We start from the raw sequence: 19,901 nt of genomic DNA, 5'->3' as shown, positions 1-19,901 counted from the left end.
GTATGGTGGCGGCGATATGGGGCGCCAACCTCTTAGTTGGCGGCCTTGCCAGTCAACTTGCCCAACGCACCTTGCATGGTTTTCACAAATGGCGCGTCCGCTGGGATATCAAGATCGGCGAACATCTTGGCCGGATCCTCGTAGATCAGGACGGAGCCGCCGTCTGCCTCATGCACTGCTACTTTTAACGGAAGGTACAGCGACGCCTTGATATCGGCATTCATCGCAGGCGTGCCCAGCTTCGGGTTCCCGAAGATCAGCACCTGCGCCGCTGGCATCTGCAAATCAACGCTCGCCGCCCCTGCTTGGTGGTCAACACGCGCAAAAACCTTTGCACCGGCCTCGCCCACGGCAGCCTCCAACGCATCCATGGTCTCTGCAACGGGCTTACTCGATTGCACGGTGATCAGGTCGGCGAATGCAGGCATGGCGGTACTCACAATTAGGGCTAGGGACATGGCGATCGGTCGCATAATGGGTCTCCTCGGTTAGTTAATGTGGCCAAGAACACGATACCTTCGCGTGAAACACCAATCACATCGCTGGCATCGGCAAGGGATTGCCGCTAAACCGACCTCGCAAACCGGAGCGCCCATATGCTAAAAACCCGCATCATCCCCTGCCTTGACGTCAAAGATGGCCGTGTGGTCAAGGGCGTCAACTTTGTTGACCTGATTGACGCGGGCGACCCCGTCGAAGCCGCCAAAGCTTACGATGCCGCTGGCGCGGACGAGCTGTGCTTCCTTGATATCAACGCCACTCACGAGAACCGTGGCACGATGTTCGATGTGGTCACCCGCACGGCAGAGGCATGCTATATCCCCCTGACTGTTGGTGGCGGCGTGCGCACCCATGATGACGTGCGCAAACTGCTTCTCGCTGGGGCCGACAAGGTTAGCTTCAACTCCGCCGCTGTGGCCAACCCTGACGTCGTGGCAGAGGCCGCTGATCGGTTCGGCTCGCAGTGCATCGTCGTTGCCATTGACGCCAAAACCGTATCACCTGAAAAGTGGGAAATCTTCACCCACGGCGGGCGCAAACCCACAGGAATTGACGCCGTCGAGTTCGCGAAAACCGTTGTCGCAAAAGGCGCGGGGGAAATTTTGCTAACCTCCATGGACCGCGACGGCACACGCGCAGGTTTCAACCTGCCGCTCACACGCGCCATCGCGGATGCGGTGTCCGTCCCCGTGATTGCATCGGGCGGCGTAGGCACACTCGACCACCTCGTCGAAGGCGTCACGGAGGGGCATGCAGATGCCGTTCTGGCCGCGTCGATTTTCCACTTCGGGGATTTCACCATCGCTGAGGCCAAGGCGCATATGGCCAAGGCAGGACTTGATATGAGGCTGGGCGCATGACCTTAGACGACTTGGAAACCATCATCACCGCACGCAAGGGCGCTGATCCGGATAGTTCCTGGACGGCCAAGCTGCTGTCCAAAGGTCCTGAAAAATGCGCCGAAAAATTCGGCGAAGAAGCAATCGAAGCAATCATAGCCGCCGCCAAAGACGACCGCGACAACCTGACGAACGAGGCCGCGGATGTGCTCTATCACCTGCTGGTGATGCTTGCGGCCCGCGATGTACCATTGGCAGACGTTATGGCGGTCCTAGAGGCACGGACCAAGCAGTCAGGGATCGCGGAGAAAGCGGCCCGCGGCTAGCAGGTCACCGCATCCATAATTTCGCGCGCTTGATCTGGTTTCGCAGCGCCTGCTCGCGACGCGGCAGGTTGTCCCTGTCGAACATCTCGCGCACTTTATGACCCTTGCGCTGATACACCATGCGCCGGATCGGCTCGTACTGTTTGAGCACCTTTTTCAGCTTGTTCGGTGCGCTCACGTCCTCAAGGGTTTTAACCACATCGTCCGCTTCCCGCGCGTAGAGCAGCGGCAGGACGCGGTAGTGGCACGTCACCTTGTGGTCCAGCATATCGGACACCTCCGGCACACGCCCACCGCCGAATGAATGGATCGTCAAAGGCAAGGCCACCTGATCAAGCCAAGGCTTCATTTCTTGGCACACCAGCTCCTCCGGCGGATCGTCGCGGATCAGCCGTGCGTACTCCAAGAAACGATCCCCGAACTCCTTCGGGCAGCGGAAGTAGAAGAAGCCAGCGTTAAAATAGAGGTAGCGGCGCCAGTATTCATCCGGATAGCTGGTATCGAGGGAGCTTTCGAAATCCAGACCGAACTTCTTATAAAGCGAGCCCCAGATCTCGTTATAGCCCGGACCGTATAGCTCCAGCTGTGGCCATGTGTTTTCCCGCTTCATTGACGCCGTCGGGCGGTCAAAATCAAACGGCACAGTGCTCAGGTCACCGGTGATCAGAGTGTCCGTGTCGAGGAACAAAAACGGCTCCCCTTCGGGCAGCACCTGAAGCGCCTCGATCTTGTTGCCATAGGGGTAGCCGCAGCCGAATACCTGATTCTCGAATGGCACGACCTCAGCGCCCAGTGCCTCTAAGGCGTCGCGCACATCGCTATTCGCCATGCGCGGATCCGTGTCCCAGCGATGGTTCTTCTGCGGCTCAGCAACAAATACGCGGCCTTTAAAGTCAGGGTTCGTGTGGCGCAAAGAGGCCACCAACATCAGCGCCTCGAATTGCAGCCGCCCGCCTTGGCCCACCATCATGATATTGAAAGCCGTCGACGAGGGGGTCGCGCCCTGCTTGGCCTTTTTCGGCTTGGATGGTGCTTTGGTAGGTTTGGATTTACTGCTCTTGGCCATGTCGTCTCTTCTTTTCTTTGGCGACAGCATAGGGCCAAAGCGGCCACGCCGGAAGACATATGGAGGGTGGCGCGCGAAATGTTTGCGTTCTGCGGCACTCCTGCGCGATACTTCTCCACGATCCCCATCCGGAGTGTGTTTATGCGTGGTCTCCTTTTCGCCCTTGCCCTTCCCCTGTCATCGGTGGGCGCCGCTCACGCGCAAACCTTCACAACCGCTAACGGGGTCAAGCCGGTGTTGGAACTGATCCGCCCGCAATGGATCGCGATTCGCCCCTATGAGGGGCAAGACCTGCTCTACATGACGACGCTGCTAACCTACCGCTGCGGGATCGAGCAGATCAGGTTCTCTTACAACGGTGGGGATTTGCAGGTCTGGGAGGGCGAGCCATGCTACCGCGACGAGGCGTCCCCAATGGCGCTGAAGATGGACACCCATGTGCCTTACGCTGTTGCCCCATTGGACAGCCTGCAAACGGTGACGATCAATCTGCTGTTTGATGATGGCACAACAATGGAGCACAGCTATCTGCGAAAAGACGTGCAGATCGACTAACCATCCCTTGAAAACAAGGAGCTTTGCCAGTGACATATGCGAAAGGTAGTGAAGTGGTGGGCGACCCTGGAATCGAACCAGGCGTGCGTCTCCGCGAGAGAGTTACAGTCTCCTGCCACACCTTGCGGCCTGTCGCCCACTGGCGGCTGAGATATAAGCCATACACTGCCCCGTCAACACGAAAACACTCCACCGCTTGCGCTTTTCTTCTCCAGATGATCTAGACCGCCTTATGAAGCAGAAAAAACCCGATTGGGTCATCCAGAAAGAGCGCGATCGCCGCGCCGCCGCCGCCGAGACCGTTTGGCTCTTTGGTATTCACGCTGTGCGCGATGCCTTGTCGAATCCTATGCGCGAGCGCTTGCGCTTGGTCGTGACCAAAAACGCCGCCGACCGGCTGGCCGAAGACATCGCCAAGTCGGGCATGACACCGGAAATCAGCGACCCGCGTAAGTTCGCGGCGCCGATTGACCCGCAGTCTGTTCACCAAGGTGCGGCCCTTGAGGTCAAACCGCTGGATTGGGGCAACCTGACAGAGCTGTGCGCCCCGCGCGGTCAAAACAGCCGCGTGATCCTTTTGGACCGCGTCACCGACCCGCATAACGTTGGCGCGATCTTGCGTTCGGCGGAAGTATTTGGCGCGCGGGCGGTCATCGCGCCGCACCGCCATTCCGCGCCCGAAACCGGTGCTTTGGCGAAAACGGCGTCCGGCTCTCTGGAGCGCCAGCCTTATCTGCGCATCCGCAACCTTGCCACCACGATGGAGGCTCTGCGCGAGATGGGCTACCTGATGGTCGGTTTGGACGCGACCGGCGAGACGACGCTGGGCGATCTCGAAACAGATCAGCCCATTGCCTTGGTCATGGGGGCCGAAGGACCTGGTCTGCGCGATAAAACCAAAGAAACCTGCGACACCTTGGTCCGTGTGGACCCAGCGAATGAATTTGCCTCGCTCAACGTCTCGAATGCGGCAGCGGTGTCCCTATATGCAGTCGGACGCCCCAGTTAAGAGGCCCTGATGCAGCCAAACATAAAGATTGCGACCTGCTGCTATTGCGGCAGTCGCACCATGCTGAAGCCGACAGCCCGTCACGGCCACGAACTGGCCTGCGGCAGTTGCGGTGCGCCGCTGCACCAGATGAAGTGGCTCAAATCACCACAACCCCGCGTTAAGCACGCAGCCCCAAGCGCGAAGAAGTCCAAAGCCCCCCGCAAGCGAAAGCGGCCTAAACCCCTGTGGCGTCGCGCGTTGGAGGAGGTCTGGGACGAGATCGAAGACATCTTCGACTAGTTCACGATTTTGTAAGAAAACTGGAAGTTTTCGAAGCCAGCCCCATCTGTTGATCATGGGCGAGGCGCCGGAACTGCCTCCCCAATTTCACTGTCCCTCGTTCCGAACCTGCGCCTGTGGCCCCCCCGCCATGGGCGCTTTTTTATGGGCTTGCCGATAGAAACACAGGGTTCCATACATTTGGGATGGAGTATTCTGACAGCTATCTTCGAAACATCTTGCAGACCACCAAGGTGATCGCCTGCGTTGGCATGTCCACCAATCCGGTGCGGCCCAGCTACTTTGTGGCGCGCTACATGACCCTAAAGGGCTTCACTGTTATCGGCGTCAATCCAGGGCACGCTGGGAAGATGCTGTTCGGTCAACGCATTGCCGCCAGCTTGTCCGATATTCCCGAAAACGCTGGCGTGGATATGGTCGACATCTTCCGCCAGCCCGACGCAGTGCCCGCCATCGTGGACGAGGCCATTAGCACCCTCCCCGATCTACGCACGATTTGGATGCAGATCGGCGTCACCCACGCAGAGGCCGCTGTGGTTGCGGAGGCTGCGGGTTTGGCTGTCGTGCAGGACCGGTGCCCGAAGATCGAATATCAACGGCTGTTCGGTGAACTGCGTATGGGCGGGTTCAACACGGGCGTTGTGTCGTCCAAGCTTTAGCGCGCTTACCCCGCAAAAACGCCTGAAAGGTCGCGAAAGCCTTTGATCTCAATCGGGTTTCCTGACGGGTCGCGAAAGAACATCGTCCATTGCTCCCCTGGCTCCCCTTCGAAACGAACGGACGGCGCCAGAACCCATTCCGTCGAAGCCCCCTCAAGCCGGTCCGCCAAAGCGCGCCAGTCGTCATAGCCAAGGACCAGCCCAAGATGCGGCATCGGCACCATGTGCTCCCCGACCTTGCCGGTTAGATCGTTAGCAAACGGCGTGCCCAAGTGCAGCGATAGCTGGTGTCCGAAGAAGTCAAAATCGACCCAACTGTCGGTAGAGCGTCCCTCTTTGCAGCCCAAAAGGCCGCCGTAGAAGGCACGCGCCGCATCAAGGTCGGTGACGTGGTAAGCGAGATGAAAAGGTGTCAACATGATCATGACTTACATACCATTGTCGCAGCTCTGCCAAGTCACTACTGTCCGCATCAGCAAAAAACCCGAGGGAGACCCTAATGTCCGATCCAGCTAACTACGGCTTCGACACGCTGCAAATTCACGCAGGTGCGCGCCCCGACCCTGCCACCGGTGCCCGCCAAACCCCGATTTATCAGACAACTGCATACGTCTTTCGCGATGCGGAGCACGCGGCAGCTTTGTTCAACCTGCAAGAAGTGGGCTACATTTACTCCCGCCTGACCAACCCGACGGTTGCCGTTCTGCAAGAACGCATTGCAACCTTGGAAGGCGGCGTTGGGGCTGTGTGCTGCTCATCCGGTCACGCCGCGCAAATCATGGCGCTGTTCCCGTTGATGCAACCGGGCTGCAACATCATCGCCTCCACCCGCCTTTACGGCGGTACGGTCACGCAGTTCTCCCAGACGATCAAACGCTTCGGCTGGACCGCGAAATTCGTGGACATGGATGATCTGGACGCTGTTGAAGCCGCGGTAGACGAAAACACCCGCGCCATCTTCGGAGAAGCCATCGCGAACCCCGGCGGGCACGTCATGGACGTGCGTGCGGTTGCCGATGTGGCTGATAAGGCAGGCATCCCGCTGATCATCGACAACACCACGGCCACCCCGTACCTGTGCAACCCGATCAAACTCGGCGCCACCTTGGTTGTGCATTCGACCACCAAATACCTGACAGGCAACGGCACTGTCACGGGCGGTTGCGTCGTGGATAGCGGCAAGTTCGACTGGACCGCGTCCGATAAATTCCCGTCCCTGTCCCAGCCGGAGCCGGCCTACCACGGCCTAACCTTCGCGGAGACCTTCGGCCCTCTCGCCTTTACCTTCCACGGCATCGCCATCGGCCTGCGCGATTTGGGCATGACCATGAACCCGCAAGCGGCGCATTACACGTTGATGGGCATTGAGACCCTTTCGCTTCGGATGGAGCGTCACGTGTCTAACGCTGAAGCCATTGCAGAATGGCTGGAAAAAGACCCGCGCATCGACGCGGTGACTTATGCGGGCCTAAAGTCGTCGCCCTACAACAAAGTGGCGCAAAAGGTGTGCCCAAAGGGTGCCAGCGGGCTATTCACCTTCGCGGTCAAAGGCGGCTACGAGGCTTGCGTAAAACTGGTCGACAGCCTTGAGATTTTCTCCCATGTGGCGAACCTTGGCGACACGCGGTCGCTGATCATCCACTCTGCATCTACAACGCACCGCCAATTGACGCCGGAGCAGCAAGAAGCTGCCGGTGCTGGGCCAAACATGGTGCGGGTGTCGATTGGTACGGAAAACGTCGAAGACCTGATTGCCGATCTCGACCAAGCGCTGGCAAAAGCAACGGCTTAAACGCCTCCGCCCCCGTGCTTTGACGCATGGGGGCGGTTTAACTTTCTTCCGACTCGAATGTGTTATACCCTACGCGTATCAGCGGCCTTGCCGTTGGTACTGCTGGATAACTGACGAGATGGCTCGCCCCGCATGATACCAAATTTTGCCCTCAACCTTTCCGAGGACGGGATCGTCCTATTGCATCGGCACCCGTCTGGTGCGGGTTGGGTCGAGGTCGCGGATGCGCCGCTGGATAGCGCGGATTTGGGCGCGGCTCTTTCTGGGTTGCGCGACAAAGCGGAAGCTTTGGGTGGCCCTGATTTCACGACGAAACTGATCCTGCCGCCGTCGCAACTGCTCTATGCAACCATCCAAGTGGGCGACGACGTCAAAGCCGACGTGGAGCACGCGTTGGAAGACCGCACGCCCTACACGGCTGCGCAGTTGAACTACGACATATCCGGCTCCGCCCCCGAAGTGCAGGTGGTCGCCGTAGCCCGCGAAACACTGGAGGAAGCAGAGGCGTTTCTGGGCCCTTACGGGTTCAACGCGGTCGGCTTCACCGCCCTCCCCGACCCTACTCACTTTGACGGCGCTCCCAATTTGGGCGCGCTTCCGTCAATTGGCGGGAATGGCATAGAAGACAACAGCGCGCTGAAAATCCTCTCTGCCGAAGAGGTCGCCGCCCTCGACACGCCGGAGCCGGAGCCCGCAACCGAGGTTGTCGAAGAGCCCAAGGACGAAATTGAACCTGCGGTTGAGGCCGAAAGCCTCCCAGCCGATGCCCCGATTGAAAAAGCCGAAGGCCCAATCGAGGCCAAGGCGGAAGACACCGCAACGGACGACACGCCGGACTTGCCCGTGACGCCGCCCGCCGCCTTCTCCTCGAGGCGCAAGCCGGTTCTGGGGCCTGCCAAAGATGTGCAAGGCGATTTGATCAGCTCCCGTGCACCGCGCATTGCGATTGCCACCGACAAACAACAAGAGGCCGCGCCTAAGAAAACCGCCCCACGGGTGGAACCACGGGTAAAAACCGGCGAGGCCGCCAAAGGCAAAGCAACGCCCGCCATCGTGCCCCCTAAATCCGTGGCGCCTGTGGCACCGACCTCCGCGCAGACGGTGCAGTCCGGTCCCACACGGCTGGAAAACGGCATGGCCACCCTGCGTGCCACGGCCAAAAAGGCCAAGGAACGCCGCGCCGAGAAGAAGGCGAACAGCGCACAAGACGCAGCCGTAACCGCTGGGGCGAAGGCTGATCCGATAGCCGAGCTTGCAGCACGTCAGGCCACGGGAAAGCCACGCTTTCTGGGCCTAATCTTAACCGGCTTGCTTATCCTAGTGTTGCTGGCATTCGCGGCACTATCGTCCTACCTGCTGCCCGAAAATGCCGTGTCCCGTTTCTTTGGGAACGATAACGCAGAGGTTGATATTGCCGCTGCCACCGAAGGCCTGATTGAGCCGGACAGCTTTGAAAACAATGAGCGCCTCGTAACGCTTCCTGCCCAATCCGTCGCGGAGAAATTTTTGGTCCCGTCGGAGGACGAGATTGCGGAATCCGAGGTTCCAGAACCCGAGTTCGCGCCCATCCTCGAGATGTCCCTGACGGAGGCCGAGACGGCCTACGCCGTATCAGGTGTTTGGCAAATGGCGCCAAATCTGCGTCCGGAATTGTCGCGTGAGGATTTGGACGATCTTTACGAAACCTCTCTTGATCCAGAGCTGGCCTTTGAAGACGCCCCCGCCTTGGCCAGCTTCGACACGGCGGCGTTGTCACTGGACTTCCAAACGCCCGTCGCCCCGCCCTCCGCCGCGATCCTGCACACGCTGGACCAACGCGGCCTCGTCCGCCCCACTGCTGAGGGCGCGTTGAACCCCGAGGGCATTTTGGTGTTTGCCGGCAAGCCACCCGTTTTGCCACAACGACGCCCGGCTGGGCTCGCGCCGACTGTTGCCCCAGAGACTGAGGCGGCTGAGGCGGAGGCAGAAACGCCCGAAGATGCCGCCCCCGTGGCAGATCCCCGCTTGGCTGGTTTCAAGCCTGCGCAGCGCCCGTCCGACTTACAAGAACGCTTCGAGCGTGCCACCCAAGGTGGCAGGTCTAGCGCCGAACTGGCCCGCATCCGCCCGCAAATCCGTCCCGATAACGAGCTGGCAAAAGCGCGTGATGACGCCATTGCCCGCGCCTTGGAAGAAGCCGCAACCTTTGCCAAGCAGGCAGAAGCCCGCGCCGCCGCCGAAGCTGCCGCGCAGGCCGAGTTGGACAAACCAACGGCGCAAGCCGTGGCCAGATCCGCGCGCCCAGGGAGCCGCCCGCGCAACTTTGCGCGCGTCGTCGCCCGTGCCCGCAAGGCAGACAACCCAGCCGCAGCAGCCTCCACCGCCGCCATTTCCCGCGGGAATGGCCCTGCCGTCGCACGCAACAGCCGCGCCGCGCCGACAGGCACAACCCGCGCCTCCGTGGCCCGTGCTGCCACGGATAACAACGCGATTTCCTTGGGCAAGGTCGCCCTAGTCGGCGTGTTTGGCAAGTCGTCCAGCCGCCGCGCTTTGGTGCGCATGCCCAACGGGCGGTTCAAGAAGGTCGGCGTCGGCGACCGTGTCGATGGTGGTCGCGTGGCGGCGATTGGCGAAGGTCAGTTGAAATACACCAAGGGCGGGCGCACGCTCACGTTGCAGATGCCCAAGGGCTAAATCAGCAATATCGCCGCGAGGCCAAGGAAGGCGAAGAACCCGACCACATCCGTCACCGTTGTCACAAACGCGCCGGACGCCAGTGCAGGGTCCACCCCCAACTTTTCTAGGCCAATCGGGATCAATATCCCCGCCAAAGCGGCGACCACCATGTTCACCACCATCGCCACCGCGATCACAACGGCAAGCATCGGTGTGCCAAACCAAATGACCCCGACAGCCCCCATGACCACGGCGAAAATCATGCCGTTAATCAAACCCGCAGTGGCTTCGCGCCGCACAACCCGCCACACGTTGGAGCCGGTGAGGTCCTTCGTGGCCAGCGCACGCACAGCAACAGTCAAGGACTGCGTCCCTGCGTTGCCGCCCATGGACGCCACGATCGGCATCAACACGGCCAGCGCCACAATCTGCGCCAAGATCGCCTCAAATTGGGAGATCACGACACTGGCCAAGATCGCTGTGAACAAGTTCACACCAAGCCACGGTAAGCGCTGCCGCACGGTTTCCAACGTTCTGTCCGACAGACTCTCTTCGCCGCTCACACCGGCAAGGCGCAAGATGTCTTCTTCCGCCTCGTCGTCCAGAACGATCATCGCATCATCGATGGTGATGACGCCGACCAGCCGGTCGTTCTCATCAACAACAGGGGCCGAAATCAGGTGGTACTGATTGAACGCGTAGGCGACGTCTTCTTCGGCCTGCGTGACCGGAATAGTGCGGAAGCTTTCTTCCATAATCTTCGTCAGCTTGGTCGCGCGCGGGCTGCCCAACAGCTTCCCAAGGGTCACGTAGCCCGTGGGATGATAGCCGGGATCAACGAGAATAACGTGGTAGAACTGCTCTGGCAGTGTCTCGTCACGGCGCAGGAAGTCGATCGTCTGCCCCACGCTCCAGTGCTCTGGCGCGACAACCAGCTCGCGCTGCATCAAGCGCCCTGCGGAGTATTCGGGATAGCTTAGCGCGAGTTCGACCGCGACCCTATCGGCATGCTTCAATGCACCAAGGATCAGCTCTTGCTGGTCGTCCTCCAGATCCTCTACCAGATCGACCACGTCGTCTGATTCCATCTCGCGGACGGCTTCGGACAGCACGCCTTCAGGCAGGTAGCCAATCACCTCTTCGCGCAGGTTCTCATCAAGTTCGGAGAGGATTTCGCCGTCGATCCCCATGGACCAAAGCCCCAACAGCGCACGGCGTTGACCGGAACTGATCTGCTCCAGAAGGTCGGCGATGTCGGCGGGGTGCAGCGGGTCAAGCACTGCGTCGATGGCATCGGTGTCCATCGCCTCCAGCGCCGCGCTCACCGCAGAAATCACAGAGCGCTCCAGCCTGTAATCGGCTTCGACGGCGTCGGGCAGCTCTGACAAATCATCGGCCATGATGTGAAAGCTCCTGCGGCTAAAGGTGCAACTTTTCCTGTCTTAGCGAACCCAGCCCCCAAGCAACAGATGCAATCTTCGTTTCACATCCCGTGCGGGCCACGTTACCACGCGGGGTATGAATACAGTCACACATATCCTTCTGGGTCAAACGCTCAGCTTCACTAACGATCCCTTCTCCACCCCGCTGGAGGACGCCGTCAAGCTTGAGCGGCGCGGCGCCGTCGCCCTAGGCCAAGGCAAGGTGCTGGCCGTCGGTGCAGCCGATGACATCACCGTACCGCAAGACGCCAAAGTCATAGACTACGGCGACGCGCTTATCATGGCAGGCTTCGTTGATGCGCACCTGCATTATCCGCAAACCGGCATTATCGCGAGCTGGGGGAAACGCCTGATCGACTGGCTCAACACCTATACTTTCCCCGAGGAAACACGCCTTGGCGATCCCGCCTACGCGCGCGAAATCGCCGCTCGCTACTTTGATCTGGCCCTCGCGAACGGCACCACAACGTCGCTCAGCTATGCCACGATCCACCCGACCAGCGTTGACGCTTACTTTACCGAGGCACAATCGCGCGGCTTGCGCGCGCTAACGGGCAAAACCTGCATGGACCGCAATGCGCCCGACGGGCTGCGCGACACCGCACAATCCGCCTATGATGACAGCAAGGCTTTACTGGAAAAATGGCACGGCGTTGACCGTTTGGGCTATGTGATCACGCCCAGATTTTCACCCACGTCTACGCCGGAGCAACTGTCGGCACTGGGCGCGCTGTGGGCAGAGCATCCCGATTGCTTGATGCAAACGCATATCTCGGAGCAGCATGAGGAAATCGCGTGGGTCCGCGACCTGTTCCCCGACGCCCGTGATTACCTCGACACATACGAGGCACACGGCCTACTGGGGGAGCGCGCGGTCTTTGGCCATGCCATTCACCTGACGGAGCGCGAGGAAGACCGTCTCAAAGAGGTGGGCGCAGGCTTGGTGCATTGCCCGACGTCAAACACCTTCATCGGCTCCGGTATTTTCGAGACCGCCCGCATGAAGGCCCAAGGCCAGCGCGTGGGGCTGGCGACGGATACCGGCGGCGGCTCGTCGTTCTCGATGCTGCGCACGATGGCAGCAGCCTATGAACTGGGCCAGTTAAAGGGCCAGCCACTGCACCCCGCACAACTGATCTGGCTGGCGACCTGCGGGTCCGCCCAAGTACTTCATCTGGCTGATAAAATCGGAAATCTGGATGTCGGAATGGAGGCGGATTTGGTCGTGCTAGACCTCGCCTCGACACCTGCCATTGCGCAGCGTAGTGCGCGCGCGGAGGACATTTGGGAAGCCGTGTTCCCAACCATCATGATGGGCGATGACCGCGCCACCAAGGCGGTTTGGGCTGGCGGCAAACCCGTCAGCCTCTAACGCGGCTCAACATCCCGACCGACCAAAAACCAACACCCAGTAGTCGCCCGCCGCGCGGGCGACGCCGTATTCGGCCGCCTTTGGTGACAGGTTGTTTTTGCGGTGCCCGGCACTACTCATCCAGCTTTGCATAACGCGCTCAGGCGTTTCTTGGCCCTTGGCAATGTTCTCCGCCACATAGCAATATCCGTACCCTTGGGCACGCACCCGATCAGACGGGCGCGACCGGTCTGACCCAACGTGGCTGAAACCACCAGTGCGGGCCATGTCCTGCGCATGGGCGCGCGCCGCGGCGGTCAGTTTTGCGTTGGCGCGCAGCGGCGCCAATCCGTTCGCGGCGCGAGCCGCGTTCAGCAACGCGCCCACGTCCATTTGAGATGTCGCCCCGCCTACGGCCTCAAAGGGCACCGTAACGGGTTCGTCTGGACCGCAAGCCGCCAGAAAGCCCGCGCCCATGATCGCGGCTAGGATACTGCGCTTCATTCGAATTCTCCTCGGTCAGACCCGCTGGGAAAGCCTCTGCGCCAGCGTGTTTTGCCGTGCGACTGTAGCAGCAAGATCGAATTTTACGAAATGCCCGTCGCGGACCACCTCGCGGCCCTCCACGATAAGGTCGCGCACGCGGGTCGGCCCCGCCAAAAGCAGCGCCGCCGGATCCCACGAACCCGCGCTTTCCACGCCCGTCACATCCCAGATTGCGACGTCCGCACGGTACCCTGCGCGCAGCTGTCCGCACTCCCCGCCGCGGCCCAATACTTGTGCCCCACCGCGCGTTGCTATCTCCAATGCTTCGCGCGCCGACATCGCATCCGCGCCTTGCGCCACCCGCTGCAAAAGCATCGTTTGGCGGGCTTCCCCAATCAGATTACCCACATCATTGGAGGCTGATCCGTCGACCCCAAGCCCCACATTAACGCCCGCGTCCCGCATCGCACGCACCGGCGCAATGCCAGAGCCGAGGCGGCAGTTCGAACACGGGCAGTGCGCCACACCAGTGCGGGTTCTGGCGAATAAATCAATCTCCGCGCCGTCCAGTTTCACGCAATGTGCGTGCCAAACATCGTCCCCGACCCACCCCAAATCTTGAGCGTACTCCCCCGGACGGCAGCCGAAATTCGCAAGGCTGTATGCGATGTCTTCATCATTTTCCGCCAGATGAGTGTGGAGCATCACCCCCTTGTCCCGCGCAAGGACAGCCGCATCGCGCATAAGGTCACGGCTGACCGAAAACGGGGAGCATGGCGCAATACCCACCCGCACCATCGCCGCAGGGCGCGGATCGTGAAAACGGTCGATGACGCGAACGCAGTCTTCCAAGATCGCGTGCTCCGTCTCGACCAGTGCGTCGGGCGGCAAGCCACCGTCGCTTTCGCCGATACTCATGGCGCCGCGGGTCGGATGGAACCGCAACCCGACCTCGCCCGCCGCCGCGATGGTATCATCCAAGGTCGCGCCGTTGGGGTATAGGTACAAATGATCCGACGTCATCGTGCAACCTGACAAAGCTAACTCGGCCAGCCCCACCTGCGCAGAGGTGAACATTTCTTCAGGGCCAAACTTGGACCAAATCGGATAGAGCGTCTTCAACCAACCGAACAGCAGCGCATCCTGCCCGCCCGGCACCGCGCGGGTTAAGGTTTGGTAAAGGTGGTGATGCGTGTTCACCAACCCCGGCGTCACCACGCAACCGCTGGCATCAATCACCTTGCCGCGTGTCGTCAGGCCGACACCCAAGTCGATGATTTCACCGTCTTTGATCAAAATATCCGCGCCGCATAATTCACGCCGCGTGTCATCCATGGTCAGAACCGTATGGGCGTTTCTGATCAGCAGCTCAGCCATCGGAATTCAGCGCATTCATCGCTGCCGCGTGCAGCTCTGGCGTCGCCGCCGCAATAATCTGACCGCCCTGATCAGCTGCCCCCCCTTGCCAGCTTGTGACAATACCGCCAGCGGCCTCAATCACCCCGATGGGCCCTTGGATGTCATAGGGGTGCAACTGCGCCTCAACGATCAGGTCGATCTGGCCTGCCGCCAACAGCGCATAGGCGTAACAATCCATGCCGTATCGGGTCAGTTGGCATTGCCGAGCGAGCCCGTGAAACGCACGCCCCTCCGCCTCGGTCCCAACCTCTGGGAATGTGGAGAATATCGTGGCCTCCGCCAGCGCCTTTGTGCCCGACGTGCGCAGCGCGCCTTCGCCGTGCGGCCCCTTAAAGGACGCCGCACCGAACCCGCCGACAAACCGCTCGCCGATGTAGGGCTGGTCGATCACGCCCAGAATGACCCCCGCGCCGTCGTGCAGCCCGATCAGCGTGCCCCACGTGGGTGTGCCCGAAATATAGCCGCGCGTTCCGTCAATCGGGTCCAGCACCCATGTCAGCCCGGACGCGCTGTCTTTATTGCCGAACTCCTCCCCCAAAATACCGTCGTCGGGGCGCTTGGCCTCAATGAGGTCGCGCATAATGCGTTCCGCCGCGCTGTCGGCGACGGTCACAGGGTCAAAACCGTCTGCCAGTTTGTTGGCGGTCTCCAAGCCGCCGTTGCGGAAATAGCGCAGGGTTTCCTGCCGCGCCGCATCCGCCAGTTCATGGGCCAAAGCCATCACTTCTTGCTGTTGTGCACTGTCCATCAAAGGCCCCCGTTCTGCGGCCAAAGCGGCGCGTTAGCCCCTTGTCGCGTGCCCCAGCATAAGGATCAAGGGGGGACCGGTATTGGCGCCTGCATCTGCGACGCCATCTGTCGCAGGCGCATCCTTTCCTGATCAGGCATCGCGCGGTAAAAACGGATTAAAGCCTCTGCCTCCAGCAACTCATCGGGGTTGGCCTGCGTCTCCGCGTCCAGGCCTTGAAAGAAATACGCGACGTCAACCTGCAAGGCCTGCGCAATATCCCACAAGCGCGAGGCCGAGACCCGATTTGCGCCGGATTCGTACTTTTGTATTTGCTGAAAGCGAATACCCAGTGCCTCCGCCAATTCGCCCTGCGTCATGCCGATCATCCAGCGCCTGTGACGTAGTCGTTTGCCCACGTGAATATCAACCCTATGCGGCATGTCGCATCTCCCGTGTAATGGTTCCTCCACTCTGGGCCGCAGAGTCCAAAGAAATTGTTAATCGCCAATGGTACCATTGCGTCGATTTCGCAATGGCCACTTTGCAAGGGCAGCGCTAGGGTCAGGCAAACCGACGAGAGGAGCCACCAAATGCGCGCATTTCAGGTCATCGAATACGACACCCCGCCAACGCTGCAAGACACCGAAACCCCGTCGCCCGCCAAGGGAGAGGTTTTGATCAAGATCGAGGCTTGCGGCCTGAACTTTGGCGATTTGCTTATGGTGAAGGGGACTTACCAAGAACGCCCGCCCCTGCCCTTTACTCTGGGCATGGAGGTTGCGGGAACCGTTGTCGCGCATGGCGACGGTGTATCTGCCCCTGCTATCGGGGCGCGGGTCGCGGTGTTTGGCGGCTACGGTGGCTTGGCCGAATTCGGCACCTTTCCGGCGGCGCTTTGCGTGCCTTTGCCCGACGCGATGAGCTTCACCGACGCCGCCGCGTTCCAAGTTGCCTACTCCACGTCGCACGTCGCGCTGGATTACCGCGCGCAGCTAAAGGCCGGTGACACGTTGCTGGTGCTTGGGGCTGCGGGCGGTGTCGGGCTGACAGCGGTGGAGCTTGGCAAGCTTATGGGCGCGACGGTGATCGCCGCAGCACGTGGGGCCGCCAAGCTGGAAATCTGCCGCAAGGCAGGCGCGGACCACGTGATCGACACCGATACCGATGACCTGCGCGAGGTGGTGAAGGCACTGGGCGGGGCGGATGTGGTCTATGATCCTGTCGGCGGCGACCTGTTCACCGCCGCCCTGCGCGCCTGTAAGCCAGAGGCGCGGGTCCTCACCATCGGCTTTGCCTCCGGCACTGTACCGAAAATCGCCGCCAACCATCTGCTGGTGAAGAACATCAACGTCATCGGGTTCTACTGGGGCGGCTATCTTCGCTTCAAGCCCGAGGTGCTGACCGACAGCCTCAAAACTCTGTCGCAGTGGTATGCAGAAGGCAAACTGCACCCGCACATCAGCCACACCCTGCCACTGGCGCAGGCAGGCGACGGGCTGGAGTTGCTTCGATCCAGAAAATCAACCGGCAAGGTGGTAATTACGCCGTAAGCTGGGTGACCTCTTTTGGGGACCATTCCGACAGGTAGGCGTTGCGTATTAAATCCCGCAACGCCGCCAGAATCGGGTTATCGTCTGCCTGAAGATACAGCACGATGCGCGTCTGACCCGGATCCGGCAGCGCGCCGTCGTGTGCAATCGGGCTGGTTTGGCGCGGGTAGAACCCTTTGATAACGGCCGACACCGCAAGGTCGGCACTCACCACCGCATCCACCGCATTGTCCAAATCGGATTCGACCACCATTTCCCAATCGAGCCCCTCCTCGTCCAGACGCTTCAACACGCCCGACCGGAAAATACAGTTCGTGCAGAATGCCACCGGCAACGGCCGTTGCTTCCATGCCGTCCCGCCTGACGATCCTATCCAGATCAACGGAAGGGTTACCAAAGCCTCGCCACCATCGCCCGGCTGCGCCTCGGTTGTCAGGATCGCATCGCACTCCCCGCGCCCGAACATCTGACGCAACCGCCGTGTCGGGGCCGACACCAGCCGCATCTTGACGCGCGGGAAATCTGCCGCGAAGGCGCGAAGGATAGGCGGAACATAGGGATAGATAATGTCATGCGGCACGCCGAGGACGATTTCCCCCTCGTAATCCTTAGCCGTCAGGCGCGTATACACCTCATCGTTCAGCGCCAGCATACGTCGCGCATAACTCAACAATTGCTCCCCTTGGGCGGTCAGGGACACAGACCGGTTGGAGCGGTCCAGAAGCGACACCTCCAGCGCCTCCTCCAGCCGCTTCAATTGCATAGAGACCGCCGATTGCGTCAGGTGCAAATAGCCCGCGGCCTTGGTGACGCCGCCGCTGTCGGCAACAGCAACGAAAGAGCGGAGCGACGTGATGTCCAAATTACGGGCCATATCAATTCCTGTGATACTTGATCTCAAAACCATTCATTTTCCATATGAAGCACGTGGTGACATACATATCAACAGAAATGATCCAAAAATGGGTTTTCATCACAAATTACGAAAGAAAAGCAGATGACAGACTTCACATCCTCCGCCACATGCGTGGCCCCTGCCCGCCGCAAGATTGGCCTCATGGGATATATCAGCCTCTACCGCCAACGCCGCGCTTTGGCCGGCTTGGACGATACGCGCCTGAACGACATCGGCGTGTCACGTAGTGACGCGGAATCCGAGGCGCTCCGCCCTGTATGGGACGCGCCACAACACTGGAAATGACGCCCCGCCAGTGAAGACCATGTGTCCTAAGCGCCTGTTTTCACTGGTTCGGCTGGCCGCCGTCGCGCAACAATTCCCCGCAGCACCCACAATCGTCCTCGCGGCTGTGCTTGTTTGAACAGTGCACAGTAAATTATGTCGAATCTCGTGCGGAATAGCTTGAAAACAGCGGCCACCTGCCCCACCTTTAAGCCATAACCTGCCGGAAAATGACCGGCACTGTATCAACCTGCCTGAAGGGGAGTGTTTTTTCATGGCTGATTATAGAACGATGGGGACTGTCGGCGTTGGTAGCCGCTCAGCGAACATCGACGCGGGCCTCAAAGCCCACATGAGCAAAATCTACGGCCTAATGTCGATCGCCATGCTGATCACGGGTGGCGTGGCATTTGCCGTCGGCACCAACGAGGCCTTGCTGGCCGCCATCTTCGGCACGCCGCTGCGTTGGGTCGTAATGTTCGCGCCATTGGTCGTTGTTTTCGCCATGGGTGCGATGATCAACCGCCTGTCCGCTGGCGCGGCACAACTGGTCTTCTGGGGCTTCTCCGCACTGATGGGGCTGTCGATCAGCTACATCTTCGCGGTCTACACCGGCATTTCCATCGCGCAAACCTTCATGGTTACCGCGATCGCCTTCGCTGGTCTTAGCCTCTACGGCTACACCACCAAGAAAGACATCTCCGCTTGGGGCTCTTTCCTGATCATGGGTGTGATTGGCCTCATTCTGGCGTCGATCGTTAACATCTTCCTGGCGTCCCCTGCTCTGCAGTTCGCGATCTCCAGCCTTGGTGTTCTGATCTTCGCTGGCCTGACAGCCTACGACACGCAGCGCCTGAAGAACGAATACCTGCAGATGGCGAACCACGGCGAAAGCGAATGGCTTGCCAAGTCCGCGATCATGGGCGCTCTCAGCCTGTACCTGAACTTCTTGAACATGTTCATGTTCCTGCTGCAGTTCATGGGTGGCCGCGAGTAATCGCACCCACCACACGCATAGAAAAAGGGCCAGCGTTTCGCTGGCCCTTTTTGCATCTAACAGTCGCGCAGCGCGGTTAGCACTTCAGCGCGTAAACCACCTTCTGTCCAACTTGCACAGCGCTACTCGCCTTGTGGCAGCCCGTCAGCTGCGGCAGCGCAGCCTCCAGTGCCACGGACTTGGTTGATGTAACCCCACCAGCCCCCACGCTCTGAACCACCGCGTATGACTCGCGCCCGACGTCTACGTGGGACACTTTTACGATCTGGCCGTTTAGCGTCACACGTGACCCTGCGCCCGCCTGGTTGGCCGCGACGACAGCGTTCGCACTGGCAGGTGCGCCCGAGGCCAATGTGGCCCCAGCAAAATTCGCGCTAATGTATTCGCCCGTGCGCGAGGAGGCAGTCCCCACACGTGTGGGCGCGGTGCCCGAGGCTGCGGATGTGGCGGCGCGTTGACGCGCTGTGTACAAAGAATACCCGCTTGGTGCCGGATACAGGCCCGGCTCGCCGCGCTTGGCGCGTGCGTGGTACTCGGCTGCAGTGCTTGGCGCAAAGCCCGCGCCTTCCGACCAGTCCCCGTGGACGCCGTTTTGCTGCGTGCAGGCAGCTAGTCCGACCACTGACAGCAGTAATAGCTTATTCATATCAAATACCCCCAATATGTAGTGCTAGGGTAAAGAGGCGCGCCGAGTCCATCAAGCGAAAATACCCCATATCAAGGGCCATAGCGCCTAAAGCCCCGCATCCTCACCGTGCCAAACGCAAAAAACCGCGCCCTGAAGCGCGGTTTCTTTCATCAGTCACAAAGCTGGCGATCTTACTTGATCTTGCCTTCTTTGTATTCGACGTGCTTGCGCGCTACTGGATCGTATTTGCGCACTACCATCTTCTCAGTCATGGTGCGGGCGTTTTTCTTGGTCACATAGAAGTGGCCCGTGCCAGCGGACGAGTTCAGGCGGATTTTGATCGTGGTTGGCTTCGCCATCTCACATCTCCTCTGGGTCGAGCACTCAAAAAGGGCACCCGTAAATTGGGTTGAAGCCGCCTTTTACGCGCTTGG

Annotated in this window: 23 protein-coding genes and 1 tRNA gene; 12 read left to right on the top strand and 12 right to left on the bottom strand. The window is 60.3% G+C overall.

The genetic code is table 11. The features are described 5' to 3' along the window. Positions 1-32 precede the first annotated feature (32 nt). A complete protein-coding gene (locus tag BLW66_RS13890) occupies positions 33-473 on the bottom strand; it encodes a DUF302 domain-containing protein (RefSeq protein ID WP_170833482.1) in 441 nt (146 codons plus the stop codon). Positions 474-596: 123 nt separating this feature from the next. Between BLW66_RS13890 and hisF the strand changes: the two genes are divergently transcribed. Beyond that, positions 597-1,361, top strand: coding sequence for an imidazole glycerol phosphate synthase subunit HisF (gene hisF / locus BLW66_RS13885; protein WP_089947759.1), 765 nt, complete (start codon positions 597-599; stop codon positions 1,359-1,361). Beyond that, complete coding sequence (locus tag BLW66_RS13880) at positions 1,358-1,666, top strand: phosphoribosyl-ATP diphosphatase (protein WP_089947758.1); 309 nt, start codon at positions 1,358-1,360, stop codon at positions 1,664-1,666. The genes hisF and BLW66_RS13880 overlap by 4 nt, the downstream gene beginning before the upstream one ends. A 4-nt stretch (positions 1,667-1,670) precedes the next feature. Here the strand turns inward: BLW66_RS13880 and BLW66_RS13875 are convergent, their stop codons facing one another. After that, the gene (locus tag BLW66_RS13875) at positions 1,671-2,636 is read right to left on the bottom strand and encodes a hypothetical protein (protein WP_089947845.1); all 966 of its coding nucleotides are present in this window, start codon (positions 2,634-2,636) and stop codon (positions 1,671-1,673) included. A 237-nt stretch (positions 2,637-2,873) separates the two neighbouring features. On the opposite strand from BLW66_RS13875, the gene BLW66_RS13870 reads away from it, so the two are divergent. Beyond that, positions 2,874-3,287: a hypothetical protein gene (locus BLW66_RS13870; RefSeq protein WP_089947757.1), complete on the top strand. Its 414-nt coding sequence runs from the start codon at positions 2,874-2,876 to the stop codon at positions 3,285-3,287. A gap of 54 nt (positions 3,288-3,341) precedes the next feature. On the opposite strand, the gene BLW66_RS17960 is transcribed toward BLW66_RS13870, so the two are convergent. Then, a tRNA-Tyr gene (locus BLW66_RS17960) sits at positions 3,342-3,425 on the bottom strand. Positions 3,426-3,519: 94 nt separating this feature from the next. On the opposite strand from BLW66_RS17960, the gene rlmB reads away from it, so the two are divergent. The 3 genes from rlmB (at position 3,520) to BLW66_RS13855 (ending at position 5,237) form a co-directional block, all read left to right on the top strand. Next, entirely contained in the window at positions 3,520-4,296 is a 777-nt protein-coding gene (rlmB, locus tag BLW66_RS13865) for a 23S rRNA (guanosine(2251)-2'-O)-methyltransferase RlmB (protein WP_089947756.1), read from the top strand. 60 nt (positions 4,297-4,356) lie between these two features. Next, positions 4,357-4,578, top strand: a complete 222-nt coding sequence (locus BLW66_RS13860) for a hypothetical protein (RefSeq protein ID WP_244508652.1) — start codon at positions 4,357-4,359, stop codon at positions 4,576-4,578. A 185-nt stretch (positions 4,579-4,763) separates the two neighbouring features. After that, a complete protein-coding gene (locus BLW66_RS13855; RefSeq protein WP_089947754.1) occupies positions 4,764-5,237 on the top strand; it encodes a CoA-binding protein in 474 nt (157 codons plus the stop codon). Between the two features lie 5 nt (positions 5,238-5,242). On the opposite strand, the gene BLW66_RS13850 is transcribed toward BLW66_RS13855, so the two are convergent. After that, positions 5,243-5,656, bottom strand: coding sequence for a VOC family protein (locus BLW66_RS13850; RefSeq protein ID WP_089947844.1), 414 nt, complete (start codon positions 5,654-5,656; stop codon positions 5,243-5,245). 80 nt (positions 5,657-5,736) lie between these two features. Here BLW66_RS13850 and BLW66_RS13845 point away from each other — a divergent pair, with 80 nt between their 5' ends. Together BLW66_RS13845 and BLW66_RS13840 are read left to right on the top strand one after the other, a co-directional pair. Next, positions 5,737-7,029, top strand: coding sequence for an O-acetylhomoserine aminocarboxypropyltransferase/cysteine synthase family protein (locus BLW66_RS13845; RefSeq protein WP_089947753.1), 1,293 nt, complete (start codon positions 5,737-5,739; stop codon positions 7,027-7,029). A 132-nt stretch (positions 7,030-7,161) separates the two neighbouring features. Next, complete coding sequence (locus BLW66_RS13840) at positions 7,162-9,702, top strand: hypothetical protein (RefSeq protein ID WP_089947752.1); 2,541 nt, start codon at positions 7,162-7,164, stop codon at positions 9,700-9,702. Here the strand turns inward: BLW66_RS13840 and mgtE are convergent. Continuing rightward, positions 9,699-11,084 (bottom strand): magnesium transporter, encoded by a 1,386-nt coding sequence (mgtE, locus tag BLW66_RS13835; protein WP_089947751.1) that lies wholly within the window; start codon positions 11,082-11,084, stop codon positions 9,699-9,701. The two genes, BLW66_RS13840 and mgtE, sit on opposite strands and share 4 nt — an antisense overlap. 118 nt (positions 11,085-11,202) lie before the next feature. Here mgtE and guaD point away from each other — a divergent pair, with 118 nt between their 5' ends. Then, positions 11,203-12,498 carry a guanine deaminase gene (gene guaD, locus BLW66_RS13830; RefSeq protein ID WP_089947750.1) on the top strand — a complete coding sequence of 432 codons (1,296 nt, stop codon included), beginning with the start codon at positions 11,203-11,205 and terminating at the stop codon, positions 12,496-12,498. Positions 12,499-12,504: 6 nt separating this feature from the next. On the opposite strand, the gene BLW66_RS13825 is transcribed toward guaD, so the two are convergent. The 4 genes from BLW66_RS13825 to BLW66_RS13810 form a co-directional block, all read right to left on the bottom strand. Then, on the bottom strand, positions 12,505-12,981 hold the full coding sequence (locus BLW66_RS13825; protein ID WP_244508651.1) for a CAP domain-containing protein: 477 nt from the start codon (positions 12,979-12,981) through the stop codon (positions 12,505-12,507). A gap of 15 nt (positions 12,982-12,996) precedes the next feature. Continuing rightward, positions 12,997-14,340, bottom strand: a complete 1,344-nt coding sequence (locus tag BLW66_RS13820; protein WP_089947749.1) for an 8-oxoguanine deaminase — start codon at positions 14,338-14,340, stop codon at positions 12,997-12,999. Continuing rightward, entirely contained in the window at positions 14,333-15,130 is a 798-nt protein-coding gene (gene hisN / locus BLW66_RS13815) for a histidinol-phosphatase (RefSeq protein WP_089947748.1), read from the bottom strand. Before hisN ends, BLW66_RS13820 begins: the two co-directional genes overlap by 8 nt. A gap of 65 nt (positions 15,131-15,195) precedes the next feature. Further along, positions 15,196-15,552: a helix-turn-helix domain-containing protein gene (locus BLW66_RS13810; protein ID WP_089947747.1), complete on the bottom strand. Its 357-nt coding sequence runs from the start codon at positions 15,550-15,552 to the stop codon at positions 15,196-15,198. A 150-nt stretch (positions 15,553-15,702) separates the two neighbouring features. Between BLW66_RS13810 and BLW66_RS13805 the strand changes: the two genes are divergently transcribed. Further along, a complete protein-coding gene (locus tag BLW66_RS13805; protein WP_089947746.1) occupies positions 15,703-16,662 on the top strand; it encodes an NADPH:quinone oxidoreductase family protein in 960 nt (319 codons plus the stop codon). Here the strand turns inward: BLW66_RS13805 and BLW66_RS13800 are convergent. After that, positions 16,652-17,536: a LysR family transcriptional regulator gene (locus BLW66_RS13800; RefSeq protein ID WP_089947745.1), complete on the bottom strand. Its 885-nt coding sequence runs from the start codon at positions 17,534-17,536 to the stop codon at positions 16,652-16,654. The two genes, BLW66_RS13805 and BLW66_RS13800, sit on opposite strands and share 11 nt — an antisense overlap. Before the next feature lie 123 nt (positions 17,537-17,659). Between BLW66_RS13800 and BLW66_RS13795 the strand changes: the two genes are divergently transcribed. Continuing rightward, positions 17,660-17,863, top strand: coding sequence for a DUF1127 domain-containing protein (locus tag BLW66_RS13795; RefSeq protein WP_089947744.1), 204 nt, complete (start codon positions 17,660-17,662; stop codon positions 17,861-17,863). A gap of 253 nt (positions 17,864-18,116) precedes the next feature. Continuing rightward, on the top strand, positions 18,117-18,839 hold the full coding sequence (locus BLW66_RS13790; protein WP_089947743.1) for a Bax inhibitor-1/YccA family protein: 723 nt from the start codon (positions 18,117-18,119) through the stop codon (positions 18,837-18,839). A 76-nt stretch (positions 18,840-18,915) separates the two neighbouring features. Here BLW66_RS13790 and BLW66_RS13785 read toward each other — a convergent pair whose 3' ends face one another. Further along, on the bottom strand, positions 18,916-19,485 hold the full coding sequence (locus BLW66_RS13785; protein WP_089947742.1) for a hypothetical protein: 570 nt from the start codon (positions 19,483-19,485) through the stop codon (positions 18,916-18,918). A 173-nt stretch (positions 19,486-19,658) separates the two neighbouring features. After that, positions 19,659-19,826 (bottom strand): 50S ribosomal protein L33, encoded by a 168-nt coding sequence (gene rpmG / locus BLW66_RS13780; RefSeq protein WP_011454349.1) that lies wholly within the window; start codon positions 19,824-19,826, stop codon positions 19,659-19,661. Between the last annotated feature and the right edge of the window lie 75 nt (positions 19,827-19,901).

Source organism: Litoreibacter albidus (assembly GCF_900107015.1).
GTDB classification, from domain to species: domain Bacteria; phylum Pseudomonadota; class Alphaproteobacteria; order Rhodobacterales; family Rhodobacteraceae; genus Litoreibacter; species Litoreibacter albidus.
This window is presented reverse-complemented; position numbering and strand designations above follow the sequence as displayed.

What these genes read in the sequence shown, in the direction of transcription:
- BLW66_RS13890 (WP_170833482.1), bottom strand. Translation starts at nt 473, where the DNA reads ATGCGACCGATCGCCATGTCCCTAGCCCTAATTGTGAGTACCGCCATG.
- hisF (WP_089947759.1), top strand. Translation starts at nt 597, where the DNA reads ATGCTAAAAACCCGCATCATCCCCTGCCTTGACGTCAAAGATGGCCGT.
- BLW66_RS13880 (WP_089947758.1), top strand. Translation starts at nt 1,358, where the DNA reads ATGACCTTAGACGACTTGGAAACCATCATCACCGCACGCAAGGGCGCT.
- BLW66_RS13875 (WP_089947845.1), bottom strand. Translation starts at nt 2,636, where the DNA reads ATGATGGTGGGCCAAGGCGGGCGGCTGCAATTCGAGGCGCTGATGTTG.
- BLW66_RS13870 (WP_089947757.1), top strand. Translation starts at nt 2,874, where the DNA reads ATGCGTGGTCTCCTTTTCGCCCTTGCCCTTCCCCTGTCATCGGTGGGC.
- rlmB (WP_089947756.1), top strand. Translation starts at nt 3,520, where the DNA reads ATGAAGCAGAAAAAACCCGATTGGGTCATCCAGAAAGAGCGCGATCGC.
- BLW66_RS13860 (WP_244508652.1), top strand. Translation starts at nt 4,357, where the DNA reads ATGCTGAAGCCGACAGCCCGTCACGGCCACGAACTGGCCTGCGGCAGT.
- BLW66_RS13855 (WP_089947754.1), top strand. Translation starts at nt 4,764, where the DNA reads ATGGAGTATTCTGACAGCTATCTTCGAAACATCTTGCAGACCACCAAG.
- BLW66_RS13850 (WP_089947844.1), bottom strand. Translation starts at nt 5,656, where the DNA reads ATGTTGACACCTTTTCATCTCGCTTACCACGTCACCGACCTTGATGCG.
- BLW66_RS13845 (WP_089947753.1), top strand. Translation starts at nt 5,737, where the DNA reads ATGTCCGATCCAGCTAACTACGGCTTCGACACGCTGCAAATTCACGCA.
- BLW66_RS13840 (WP_089947752.1), top strand. Translation starts at nt 7,162, where the DNA reads ATGATACCAAATTTTGCCCTCAACCTTTCCGAGGACGGGATCGTCCTA.
- mgtE (WP_089947751.1), bottom strand. Translation starts at nt 11,084, where the DNA reads ATGGCCGATGATTTGTCAGAGCTGCCCGACGCCGTCGAAGCCGATTAC.
- guaD (WP_089947750.1), top strand. Translation starts at nt 11,203, where the DNA reads ATGAATACAGTCACACATATCCTTCTGGGTCAAACGCTCAGCTTCACT.
- BLW66_RS13825 (WP_244508651.1), bottom strand. Translation starts at nt 12,981, where the DNA reads ATGAAGCGCAGTATCCTAGCCGCGATCATGGGCGCGGGCTTTCTGGCG.
- BLW66_RS13820 (WP_089947749.1), bottom strand. Translation starts at nt 14,340, where the DNA reads ATGGCTGAGCTGCTGATCAGAAACGCCCATACGGTTCTGACCATGGAT.
- hisN (WP_089947748.1), bottom strand. Translation starts at nt 15,130, where the DNA reads ATGGACAGTGCACAACAGCAAGAAGTGATGGCTTTGGCCCATGAACTG.
- BLW66_RS13810 (WP_089947747.1), bottom strand. Translation starts at nt 15,552, where the DNA reads ATGCCGCATAGGGTTGATATTCACGTGGGCAAACGACTACGTCACAGG.
- BLW66_RS13805 (WP_089947746.1), top strand. Translation starts at nt 15,703, where the DNA reads ATGCGCGCATTTCAGGTCATCGAATACGACACCCCGCCAACGCTGCAA.
- BLW66_RS13800 (WP_089947745.1), bottom strand. Translation starts at nt 17,536, where the DNA reads ATGGCCCGTAATTTGGACATCACGTCGCTCCGCTCTTTCGTTGCTGTT.
- BLW66_RS13795 (WP_089947744.1), top strand. Translation starts at nt 17,660, where the DNA reads ATGACAGACTTCACATCCTCCGCCACATGCGTGGCCCCTGCCCGCCGC.
- BLW66_RS13790 (WP_089947743.1), top strand. Translation starts at nt 18,117, where the DNA reads ATGGCTGATTATAGAACGATGGGGACTGTCGGCGTTGGTAGCCGCTCA.
- BLW66_RS13785 (WP_089947742.1), bottom strand. Translation starts at nt 19,485, where the DNA reads ATGAATAAGCTATTACTGCTGTCAGTGGTCGGACTAGCTGCCTGCACG.
- rpmG (WP_011454349.1), bottom strand. Translation starts at nt 19,826, where the DNA reads ATGGCGAAGCCAACCACGATCAAAATCCGCCTGAACTCGTCCGCTGGC.